Source organism: Rhizobium anhuiense bv. trifolii (assembly GCF_024346605.1).
Lineage (GTDB): Bacteria > Pseudomonadota > Alphaproteobacteria > Rhizobiales > Rhizobiaceae > Rhizobium > Rhizobium anhuiense.
On sequence record NZ_CP098802.1, the window covers coordinates 313244 to 324688 of the forward strand.

Annotated in this window: 10 protein-coding genes; 9 read left to right on the forward strand and 1 reads right to left on the reverse strand. The window is 58.8% G+C overall.

Annotated elements, in window-relative coordinates; all coding sequences use genetic code 11:
- Nucleotides 1–86: 86 nt before the first annotated feature.
- The 9 genes from NE851_RS08415 to NE851_RS08455 all read left to right on the forward strand — a co-directional run bounded on the left by NE851_RS08415 (nt 87) and on the right by NE851_RS08455 (nt 9620).
- On the forward strand, nt 87–305 hold the full coding sequence (locus NE851_RS08415; protein ID WP_063474951.1) for a helix-turn-helix domain-containing protein: 219 nt from the start codon (nt 87–89) through the stop codon (nt 303–305).
- A gap of 992 nt (nt 306–1297) precedes the next feature.
- Nucleotides 1298–1885, forward strand: a complete 588-nt coding sequence (gene msuE, locus NE851_RS08420) for an FMN reductase (protein ID WP_254956596.1) — start codon at nt 1298–1300, stop codon at nt 1883–1885.
- A 22-nt stretch (nt 1886–1907) separates the two neighbouring features.
- Nucleotides 1908–3011 (forward strand): dimethylsulfone monooxygenase SfnG, encoded by a 1104-nt coding sequence (sfnG, locus tag NE851_RS08425; RefSeq protein ID WP_254956598.1) that lies wholly within the window; start codon nt 1908–1910, stop codon nt 3009–3011.
- Between the two features lie 143 nt (nt 3012–3154).
- A complete protein-coding gene (locus NE851_RS08430) occupies nt 3155–4069 on the forward strand; it encodes an ABC transporter ATP-binding protein (protein WP_130729914.1) in 915 nt (304 codons plus the stop codon).
- Entirely contained in the window at nt 4069–4965 is an 897-nt protein-coding gene (locus tag NE851_RS08435; RefSeq protein WP_254956602.1) for a branched-chain amino acid ABC transporter permease, read from the forward strand. Before NE851_RS08430 ends, NE851_RS08435 begins: the two co-directional genes overlap by 1 nt.
- A 3-nt stretch (nt 4966–4968) precedes the next feature.
- Nucleotides 4969–6009 (forward strand): branched-chain amino acid ABC transporter permease, encoded by a 1041-nt coding sequence (locus NE851_RS08440; RefSeq protein ID WP_254956604.1) that lies wholly within the window; start codon nt 4969–4971, stop codon nt 6007–6009.
- Nucleotides 6010–6108: 99 nt separating this feature from the next.
- Complete coding sequence (locus NE851_RS08445; RefSeq protein ID WP_254956606.1) at nt 6109–7443, forward strand: ABC transporter substrate-binding protein; 1335 nt, start codon at nt 6109–6111, stop codon at nt 7441–7443.
- 121 nt (nt 7444–7564) lie between these two features.
- The gene (locus tag NE851_RS08450) at nt 7565–8347 is read left to right on the forward strand and encodes an ABC transporter ATP-binding protein (protein ID WP_254956608.1); all 783 of its coding nucleotides are present in this window, start codon (nt 7565–7567) and stop codon (nt 8345–8347) included.
- A 25-nt stretch (nt 8348–8372) separates the two neighbouring features.
- Complete coding sequence (locus tag NE851_RS08455; RefSeq protein ID WP_130697520.1) at nt 8373–9620, forward strand: SfnB family sulfur acquisition oxidoreductase; 1248 nt, start codon at nt 8373–8375, stop codon at nt 9618–9620.
- 561 nt (nt 9621–10181) lie between these two features.
- On the opposite strand, the gene NE851_RS08460 is transcribed toward NE851_RS08455, so the two are convergent.
- Entirely contained in the window at nt 10182–11231 is a 1050-nt protein-coding gene (locus NE851_RS08460) for a class I SAM-dependent methyltransferase (RefSeq protein WP_128409190.1), read from the reverse strand.
- Nucleotides 11232–11445: the final 214 nt, after the last annotated feature.

Below are 11445 nucleotides of genomic sequence, written 5' to 3' on the forward strand. Positions count from 1 at the left end.
AGAGATCGTCCGCTACCGGACGCGGACGGTAGCTGTGGAACTAAAAAACCGTTTGTTTTCCGGCCGCCAGAAGGAAGCTCAAAGATATGAACATGGCCTCGAAGATTGCGAAATCCCCTGTTTTCCCGTCCATTGGCGCCCTGCTTGCAGAGGCTCGTCAGGCTCGCGGCTATTCTTTGGACGACGTCGCAGAGACCACTGGTCTCACTGTGGCCGAGGTGACAGCTCTTGAGAGCGACGAGGACTTTGACGCGTCAAGGATCCGAAGGACCGCGGCCGCCCTGGGAGTTTTAGACAAAATTTGAAACACGCGTCGCGCTGAAGTCGTTACGCAGCTGCCATAAGGAGGGTGCCTGCAGCAGCTCGCCGGGGTACGGGACGCGCTTAATGGGAAGCCCTTCAACGCTCCTCAGACTATAGGGCCATCCAAGCTTCAGGCTCAGCCGGGCTGGACGCTTCCGCCTATTCGGCTGGCGCGAATAAATTGGCTAGCGCCTGAAGTCATTCGTCCCACCCTTGCTCTGAAGAGACGCGTGCGCGTCAGCTTGCCGACCCCGATGGTGGAAACCCGGCCACGCGATCATTGCAGCACGGTGATCAACGAGCGATCTCACCGCATTTATTCCTCCACCAATCGCAACACTGGCGACGCGCCATATGCGCGGTACGTCTTGAGGTCGACTTGAACCATCGGGCCACGCGGCGTGTGCATGGTGAGGATGCTGATATCGACGTCAATACCGGATTTGTGTACGTCGCGGATTGCGTCATTCATTTGTTGAAGCGCTGTACCGAGTCTTTCCTCAGCATGCTTCTGTCTCGTGAGGTAAGGTGTCATGGTTGACCTGATTGTTTGTTGCTTGTGTCGCTTATGCGTTTATTCGGGATAGCGCTACATATAGATAGGCGTTTCGGGCATACCATCGAGCATGCTCCTCTTTAGTCTAGGAATGGTGGCCGGTCGCCAAGTAACTGCTATGGCATTTCGGCCTTTTTGACTTTCGGATTATTCCGTCCAAAGGGCGGGAGGCGGGACGAAAATATGCCTCCCGATCGTTGGGAGAGCTCCGTTATGGCTCCAGCACCAGCGCATCCCATTTGGTATTGACAGTTCTTCGCTCTCGACATGGCTTTAAGCTTGTTGCGCCACATAGAACGCCATGCTGAAGTTTTTATTTCGTCCAGTCGGCGCCATTTCAAAATCAGATTCCACGATTGAAAGAAATATTGGCATCATGTCATTATCTAAAGTTTATAAAATCGATAGACTAAGACAACAAACAAAGGTGTCGCCGGCATGAAAATTCTGGGTCTTGCAGGAAACGTAAAACGACCATCGCGAACGGCCTCTCTAGTGGAAGCAACCGTGTCGGCAGCCACAGCGAAGCTGGGTCTCGACGGGCGAACTATAGAACTGGTTGACGCTGCCCCCATTCTCTTCAAGGCGCTTCGATCCGATCAGCTGGATGCGGAGGGGCGGGCGATCATCGACGCAGTCGAGGCGGCTGATGTGCTGGTTGTCGGGTCGCCGGTCTACCGGGCGTCGTATACAGGCGCCCTCAAGCATCTTTTCGATCTTGTCGACTACCGCGCACTTGCCGGAAAGCGGGTCATTCTCGCTGCCACAGGCGGCACACCGTTGCACGGTTTGATGACTGAACATCAGCTACGCCCGCTGTTCGGCTTCTTCAACGCCCTGACGCTGCCGACGTCGATCTACGCCACTGAAACCGATTTTGCGGATTATGAGATCACCAGTCCAGTGGTTCGCGAGCGTATCGAGCGCGCCGTTTCAGAACTGGCGCAGGTCCTGCCGGTCTCCGATCACACCGCTGCCGCTCGCGCTCATGGAAACCGTCCAGCGCTCGTCGCCGCGTCAGCCTAGCCGTTCCAAGAGGGAGTGTATCATGTCCTATGCCAGCACAGAGCCGGTCAAATTCGCCTACTGGGTTCCCAATGTTTCGGGGGGCCTCGTCATTTCCAACATCGAGCAGCGTACGAGCTGGACAATCGACTACAACAGAAAACTGGCGCAGATCGCCGAAGCCAGCGGTTTCGATTATGCGCTGAGCCAGATCCGATTCACGGCCGGCTATGGCGCCGAATTCCAGCATGAATCTGTTTCCTTCAGCCATGCGCTGCTGGAATCGACGACGACACTGAAGGTGATCGCTGCAATCCTGCCCGGACCATGGAACCCAACACTGGCGGCCAAGCAGATTGCGACGATCAATCACCTCACCAATGGCCGTGTCGCCGTCAATGTCGTCAGTGGCTGGTTCCGCGGCGAGTTCCACGCGATTGGCGAGCACTGGCTGGACCATGACGAGCGCTACCGCCGATCGGAGGAATTCATCCGCGCACTGCGCGGTATCTGGACCGAAGACAATTTTACGTTCCACGGTGATTTCTATCGCTTCAACAATTATTCGCTGAAGCCCAAGCCGATCGATCCGCAGCCGGAAATCTTCCAGGGCGGCTCCTCGCGCGCGGCGCGCGACATGGCATCGCGTGTTTCCGACTGGTACTTCACCAACGGCAACACGCCAGAGGAAATCAGCAAGCAGGTCGCCGATATTCAAGGTAAGGCAAAAGCCAACGGCCACTCGGTGCGCGTCGGCGTCAATGCCTTCGCAATCGTGCGCGAGACTGAAGAGGAGGCCCGCGCCGTTCTGGCCGAGATCATCGAAAAGGCCAATCCCGAGGCTGTCAACGCCTTCGGCCATGAAGTGAAAAATGCCGGAAAATCCTCGCCGGAAGGTGAGGGGAACTGGGCGAAATCCTCTTTCGAGGATCTGGTTCAGTACAATGATGGTTTCCGCACCAATCTCATCGGCACACCCCGCCAGGTCGCCGAACGAGTTGTGGGCCTGAAGCGCGCCGGCGCCGACCTCATCCTTCTCGGCTTCCTGCATTTCCAGGAAGAGGTCGAGTATTTCGGCAAGCACGTCATCCCGTTGATCCGCGAATTGGAAGAAGCCGAAACGGCGACGGCAGTCGCCGCCGAGTAATCGCAACATGTTGTCGGCCGGCCGGAAAGTCGGCGGCCTCAAACAATGACAGGCCAAGAACCGGTGGTTCGTGGAGGGATGGCGTGCGCCTGTGAGTCCAGCTGGGTTCGTGGCGCGCCATCGAAAGCAGGGGCGTGCACACTATGACATTTGCCTTCGGAGGCTTGGGAGCGGCGCCGTTTCCGCCGGACGTTCAGGAGCACTTGGCAGGCTTGGACAGAGGAACAGGCGCGGCCTGGACGTCGCCGATTGAAGCGGGCGCAATGGACGGCATCGTTCTGAAGCTGGCCGGCATCGATCTGTCCTTCGGTGGCGTCGTCGCCCTGAAGGATATCGATCTGTCCGTACGGCGCGGCGAAATCCTCGCGATTATCGGGCCTAACGGTGCTGGCAAGAGCTCGATCATCAATGTGATCAGCGGCGTATACCGACCCGATCGCGGCTATGTGTGGCTCTCCGGGCGGCGCCATGCCCAGGTCCCGACGCAGAAACTTGCCCGTCTCGGCATTGCTCGCACGTTTCAAAACCTGGCCTTGTTCAAGGGTTTGAGCGTTCTCGACAATGTCGTGGTTGGACGAGCGCACAAGACGCGGTCTAGCTTCGTCGAACAGATCGTTGGCCTCGGTCGAGCCCGCACGGAACAGAGGGATGCCCGCAGTCGGGCTTTGGAGGTGCTCGAGTTCCTCCACCTTTCGCATGTTGGCGATCGTCTGGTCGGTACACTGCCTTACGGTCTGCAAAAACGGGTGGAATTGGCGCGCGCGCTGGTGGCCGAGCCCGATATCCTGCTGCTCGACGAGCCGATGGCCGGCATGACGGCAACGGAAAAGAACGAGATGGCCGATTTCGTGCGCGCCGCACGCGATCGTTTCGGTACGACAGTCGTGTTGATCGAACACGATATCGGGGTCGTCATGGACCTCTCCGACCGCGTCGCCGTGCTCGACTACGGTCGCAAGATCGCCGATGGAACACCCGACGAGGTCCAGCGCGACCAGCGCGTGATCGATGCCTATCTCGGTGTCGCCCCTGAGAACGAAAACGGGGAGGGCATCTGATGGCTGATTTCGACTGGTTGTTCTTCACCGAGGTCCTCGTCGGCGGCCTTCTCTCCGGCGTGATGTATTCACTGGTCGCGATCGGTTTCGTGCTGATCTACAAGACATCCGGCGTCCTCAATTTTGCGCAAGGCGCGATGCTCCTGTTCGCGGCGCTCACCTTCGTCAGCCTGACGGAACGCGGAATTTCCTTCCCGCTCGCATTCGCGATCACCTTCGCGATCATGATCGTCATCGGAATTGCCGTCGAGCGCGCGGTATTGCGGCCGCTGACCAACAAGCCACCGATCACGCTCTTCATGGCGACGCTCGGCCTCTCCTACATCATCGAGGGGGCTGCCCAACTGATTTGGGGCACGCAGGTGCATGGCCTTGATCTCGGTATCGAGGATGTGCCGTTCGACGTCGGTGGTGTCTACATCAGTCAATTTGACATCTTCGCAGCGATCGTTGCCGCCTCGATGGTGCTGCTGCTCTCTGTCTTCTTCCGTTACACCCGCATCGGGCTTGGTTTTCGCGCCGTCGCCGACGACCAGTTCGCCGCACTGGCCGTCGGGTTGAGGCTGCCATGGATCTGGGCGACGGTCTGGGCGGCTGCAGGCCTGGTGGCGCTGGTCGCCGGTCTGTTGTGGGGAGCCCGCGTCGGAGTGCAATTCTCTCTGTCACTCATCGTCCTGAAGGCTTTGCCGGTTCTCGTCCTCGGCGGGTTCGACTCTATCCTAGGCGCGATCGCTGGCGGATTGTTGATCGGTGCGTCTGAGAAGCTGGCGGAGGTCTATATCGGCGAATATTTTGGCGGCGGTATCGAAGGCTGGTTTGCCTATGTCATCGCGCTCGCCTTCCTCCTCGTGCGCCCTTCCGGCCTGTTCGGCCAGAAGCTTGTGGAAAGGGTCTGACCGATGTCCACGATCAACTACGATCTTCCGGTATACCGCTTCCCCGCGCGCTGGGCGACGCCATTGGGTTGGCTTGCCAGCTCCTATGTCGTTGTGCCGCTTATCGCGTCCGACTATCTGTTCGAGGCTATCCTGCTTCCATTCCTGGCGCTCAGCCTCGCCGGTTTGGGGCTCAATATCCTGACGGGCTATGCCGGGCAGGTCTCGCTCGGTAGTGCTGCCTTCATGGCTGTCGGCGCTTTCGCGGCGTTTAACTTCAATCTTCGCGCCGACGGTCTGCCTTTAATCGTCAGCATGGTTCTTGCTGGTCTCGCAGCCGCCGGCATCGGTCTGGTATTCGGCCTTCCAAGCCTGCGCCTCAAGGGCTTTTACCTTGCGGTATCGACGCTTGCAGCGCAGTTTTTCGTGCAGTGGGCGCTGACCAAATTCAGCTGGTTCTCCAATGAGTCCGCATCCGGCGTGATCGATGCACCGCAGCTTTCGGTCTACGGCTTAGTTTTTGATGGCCCAGTCGGACGATATTATTTCGCACTGACGGTGGTCGCCGTCCTCACTTTGCTGGCCTATCGGTTGGTGAATTCGCAGACCGGCCGCAATTTCATCGCCGTGCGCGACAATGAGACAGCGGCACGGATCATTGGCGTGCCAGTGCTGAAAACCAAGCTTATGGCCTTCGCAATCTCCTCCTTCATCATCGGCATCGCCGGCGTCCTGTGGGCGTTCGCCTATTTGCGCACGGTCGAGCCCGCCGGTTTCAATCTCGACCGATCGTTCCAGGTCCTGTTCATCGTCATCATCGGCGGACTTGCCTCGATCCGCGGCGCCTTTTTCGGAGCGGCGCTGATCGTCGTGTTTCCGTTGGTCCTGTCACGGCTTGGCTCCTTCCTGCTCGGCGATATCTTCAATTCGGGCGTGCTGGATATGAGCCAGCGCATCGTGCTCGGCGCGCTCATCATCCTCTTTCTGATTCTCGAACCGGATGGGCTCGTCGCCCTTTGGGATCGGGTCCGAAAACGAATCGGCGCCGCGATCGTGCGGTCCTGATCGAAACGGAGCCATCAAGGCTCTAGAATGCCAACAGCCTTCATCAGATCAACCCGGACCGGCGCCTTGCCCCGGTCGATACCCGGAGTATGTCCAAAAATGACGATCCTCGCCAAATTCAAGATCGCGGCTCTTGCCGCCGGCCTCGCCTTTTCGGTGGCCATGCCTATGGCCCATGCTGACGAACAATATTTTCCGCTCCAGAGCTATCGCGTCGGCCCCTATGCTGCCGGCGGCACCGGCTTCTTCGGTGGCTTCATCGATTATCTGAACCTGATCAACACGCGCGACGGCGGCGTCAACGGCGTTAAGCTGACATGGTCGGAAGCTGAAACGCAGTATGAGGTCGAACGTGGCGTCGAAGCGTACGAGCGCCTGAAAAGCAACCCGAACGTTGCCGCCTGGAACCCGCTTTCCGTCGGCATTGCCTATGCGATGATCGATCGCATCACCGCAGACAAGGTGCCGTTGATCACGATCAACCATGGGCGCACGGATTCGACCGATGGCCGCGTTTTCCCCTATGTCTTCCCGCTGCTGCTTAATCCCTACAGCGAAACTTCCGGCATCGTGAACTATATCGCTTCCAAGGAAGGCGGGCTTGAAAGCCTGAAGGGCAAGAAGATCGCCGTGCTCTACCACGGCTCGCCCTATGGCAAAGAGACAATCCCCATCTACGATCTGCTGGCGAAGAAATACGGATTCGAGCTGCAGCAGATCGAGGTACCGCATCCAGGCAACGAACAGCAGTCGCAGTGGCTGACGATCCGGCGCGCCAAGCCAGACTACGTCGTCCTGCGCGGTTGGGGCGTGATGAACCCGGTTGCGCTGAAGACCGCAGCCAAGGTTGGCTTCCCAGCGGATCACATTATCGGAAACGTCTGGTCCAATTCAGAAGAAGATGTCATCCCCGCTGGTGATGCAGCCAAGGGCTATACGGCGATCACCACACAGGCTTCGGGAGCCGAATACCCGGTCGTTCAGGAGATCGTCAAAACGATCTACGACGCCGGCAAGGGGAACCTGGAAGACAAGAAGCGTATTGGCTCGGTCTACCACAACCTCGGTATCGTCAACGGCATCCTTAATGTCGAGGCGATCCGCATCGCACAGGAGAAGTTCGGCAAGCGGACGCTCACCGGCGACGAGGTCCGCTGGGGCTTCGAACACCTTCAGCTCGATCCGGCGAGTGTCGAGGCGCTCGGAGCCAAGGGCCTGTTCCACTCGATCAATGTCACCTGGGATAACCATGAGGGCAACGGCTACGTGACTTTCCAACAGTGGGACGGGAAGAAGTGGAACGTTGTCTCTGACTGGATCGCGCCGGACTGGGCACTGTTGCGGCCCATCATCGAGAAGTCTTCCGAAGCCTACGCGGCCGAGAAGGGCATCAAACTGCGTACGGCGGCGGACGCCGAGGCGGCGACCAACTGATCCCTTCAAGCCGCGCCTGATAACAGGCGAGGCTTGAAGAACCGGGCGCGAGGGTGGTGCCTCCCTCTCCAACCTCGCGCCCTCTCTCAATCCGGCCTTTCAAGGCAAGAGGAACACGATCATGGCTCTGGAAACCACCCTGCTTGCGGTCGATGGTTTGAAGGCGACGTACAACAACGCCATCTCCGCGCTCGACGGCGTCGGTTTCCACCTGGCGCGCGGTGAAATCCTGGCGCTCCTTGGCGCCAACGGTGCGGGGAAGACGACGACACTCAAGGCGTTGTCCAATCTGCTTCCAGCCGAACGTGGGCAGGTCGTTTCCGGCAGCATCTGCTTCGACGGGCTCGATGTCCTGCGCACAAGCCCTGCTGCACTGGTGCGTGCCGGTCTCGTGCAGGTGCTTGAAGGTCGCCATTGCTTTCGCAGCCTGACAGTCGAGGAAAACCTTGTCTCCGGTGGGCTTGGCCGCGGCAGCACGCGCGCTGAGATCGCCGAAGATATCGAGAAGGTCTACACACGTTTTCCCAGGTTGAAGGAAAAACGTCGTGTACTTTCCGGCCTGACCTCTGGCGGCGAGCAGCAGATGACGGCGATCGGCCGGGCGCTGATGTCGCGGCCGCGCCTTCTAGTTCTCGACGAGCCATCCATGGGATTGGCGCCGCTCGTCGTCCAGGACATTTTCCGGACGCTGCGCCACCTCAATCGCGAAGAGGGTCTTTCCATCCTTTTCGCGGAGCAGAACTCCGCAATCGCACTGAAATATGCCGTTCGCGCCATCATTCTCGAAAACGGCGCCACGGTGCTGACCGGTGACGCACAGGATCTGCGCGGGCGCGACGATATCAAGTCTTTCTACCTCGGCAAGAGAGCCGTGGCTCCCTCCATCCCGGCCGTTGTCGGCTAACCACAATTCAAGAGGAGACACCACCATGACCCTTTCCACTAATAATACCGAGTATGCCGCAAAGGCTGTACCCCCTGTTCCGCGCCCGTCGGAACCAGCCCACATCGTCAAGACTGATGCCGAAGCGATTGCCATTGCCAAGACACTTGCGGCAGAGTTCATCAAGGATTCGGCCGTGCGCGACCGGGACCGTATCTGGCCGGTGAAGGAACTGGACGCCTTTTCGCAAAGCGGTCTCTGGGCGATCAACGTGCCGAAGGCGTTCGGCGGTCCCGAAGTCTCCTATGCGACGCTTGCAAGGGTGATCGAGATCATCTCGGCGGCCGATTCATCGATCGGGCAAGTTGCGCAAAACCACCTGGGCGTCGTGGCCGCGATTCGGACGGTTTCGGACCCAGCCCAGCAAAAGCTGTTGTTCGCCGAAGTGCTGAGGGGCACGCGCTTCGGCAATGCCTTCTCCGAATTCGGATCCAAACGCGCGGTGGATTTCGAAACCAAGTTCATCGATGCCGGCGATCATGTCGTTGTCAACGGCCAGAAATTCTACTCATCAGGCGCGTTGCTCGCGCATCTGGTGCCGATCGTTGCACTCGATAGCGAGGGCAGAGCCTGGTATGCGATTGCCGAGCGCGATGCGCCAGGTTTGACTGTCATCGACGACTGGTCCTCCTTCGGCCAGCGTACCACGCTGTCGGGGACGGTCCTGCTTGACAATGTCAAAGTGCCGAAGACGCACGTGGTGCCCGGCTACAAGGGGTATGAGGTGCCAACTGCGGACGGAGCGATCTTCCAGATTATCCAAGTGGCGGTCGATACCGGTATCGCGCAGGCCGCGATAGACGAGACCGTTAGCTTTGTGCGCACCAAGAGCCGCGCCTGGGTGGATTCCGGCGTCGACAACGCCTGGGATGATCCCTACACGATCCAGGCGATCGGAGACTTGACGCTACGACTGCATGCGGCGCAGGCGTTGCTTGAAAAGGCAGGTTATGCCATTGACCGGGCGATCCTGGATCCGAATGCGGAGACCGTTGCGGAAGCCCAGATTGTTACCGCCGAAGCGAAGATCCTCTCCACTGAAATTGCGATTGCGGCCACCAACAAGTTGTTCGAGCTGGCGGGAACGCGCTCTACCCTTGCGGAGCACGGGCTTGATCGCCATTGGCGCAACGCCCGCACCCATACCCTCCACGACCCAGTCCGCTGGAAGTATGCTATCTTGGGTAAGTATTTCCTGAATGGCGAGAAGCCACCTCTGCATGCCTGGAGCTGAGGTTTCCGATCTGCAAAGCACCCTGTGGTCAGGGCTTTGTGGAGTATGCCTTGCAGCGCTTAGAAGATAGTAGGCGGCTTTCGCCTTCGTCTACGCTTCAGAACGCCTCGCGATCTCGCCGCCAAGGCAATATTTCACTGCCTTTAGACACGCAGGCCAATTATTCCAATCTAGGTCGCGGCCAGAGCTACTTGTGGAAGCGTCTGGACGAATCGGTCTGCGTGCCGCCTTCACCGATGAGCGATCAACATTGTCTGCCGGTCATTTTGAAGACGGCTTCCTGTCCCCAACAAAGGACATCCGAACGACAAGCTGCCCTTCGACGTTGGTCGTCTTGGCCCTGGATTGCGATAGACAATTCATAGAATGTGAGCTTCTACGTCTGCGGTTTGCTCTGGAACTGGTAACCTTCCTATATCGTTCGTGAAGTAGGGGAATGGGGGCGACGACCGCCCCCAAATTGCGCGCAAGGACTGTCCGAGTTACAAGGCTATTTGCTTCCGATGTTGAGTGCGGCGCGCCTGTCCATCTGGCAGGACAAGGGCGCGCCGTGACTTCTCATCAGGTTGCTTCGAGAACCATGTTGAGCGGGGTCTTGGCCGTCAGCCGGACGTGCTTGAACCCGCCTGACTGGATCACCTCTGTCAATCGTTTCTCTCCCGCCTGAGCGCCAAGTGCTAATCCCGTCTCCTGCGCCAGCGAGGTGGGAACGCAGATCATCGTCGAGGCGGAGTAGTAGAGCCGTCCAACCGGATTGATATTCTCCTCCAGTGTGTCTGCGGCCATTGGTTCGACGACCATCCATGTGCCGCCCTCATTCAATGCTTTCCGAATATGAGCCGCAGCGGCTTTTGGGTCGCCCATGTCGTGCAGGCAGTCGAAGCAGGTGATCAAATCGAAATCTCGGCCGTCGAAGTCCTGCGCCCGGCCGATCTCGAAGCACACGTTCGTCAGGCCATCTGCCCGTGCGTGGGCGGTCGCGGCCGCAATCGAATCCGCATGGAAGTCGTAACCGATGAACCGAGAATTCGGGAAAGCGTGTGCCATCAGGATCGTCGACAGCCCATGTCCGCAGCCGACGTCGGCCACAGTCGCGCCCGCCTTCAACTTGTCGACGACGCCATCGAGCGCTGGCAGCCAGTCCTGCACGAGGGCATTGACATATCCTGGGCGGAATAGTCGCGCGACGGCGCAGAACATGCAGCCAGCCTGATCCCCCCAAGCGACGCCTCGACCGGTTTTGAAGGCGGACTGCACCTTCGGCTGGTTTTCGACCATAGCGGCAGCCGTATCGAATCCTCCGATCAGATTGACCGGACTGTTAGGTTCAGCAAACACGAGAGCCTGCTCGGGTGTGAGCGAGAACAATCCTTGCTCATGGTGCACATAGCCTGAGGCGGCCTGTGCCGCCAGCCACTCGCGCACATAGCGAGGTGCGCATCCCGAGGCATCGGCAAGTTCGTCGGCCTTCACCGGCCCAATCTCCTTAAGTTTCCTGTATAGCCCTAGAGCATCTCCGATCCGTACCAGCGGCACGCTGACCGCTCCGCCAATGTCGCCAAGGACGCAGCCTACAAGTTCATTGAGTCTGGTTTCGTTGACGTTCGTCATGTCGGATTCCTCCTGGTTTGTGGCGCCCTCTCGCCTTGCTGTTCAAGGGTTGGCAACAGGGTTCTGCGAGCACCTTTCGTGCCAATCGAATTTCGCCGGGAACCGTTGAATTATTCAAGTTTCATTGTCACCAAAGGCGGGGCGGCGCGTAGGGTCGCCGACATGTCGTGTCTCCGCCCCCGATCTACTAGCGCGATGAAATGGAAGTTCATGG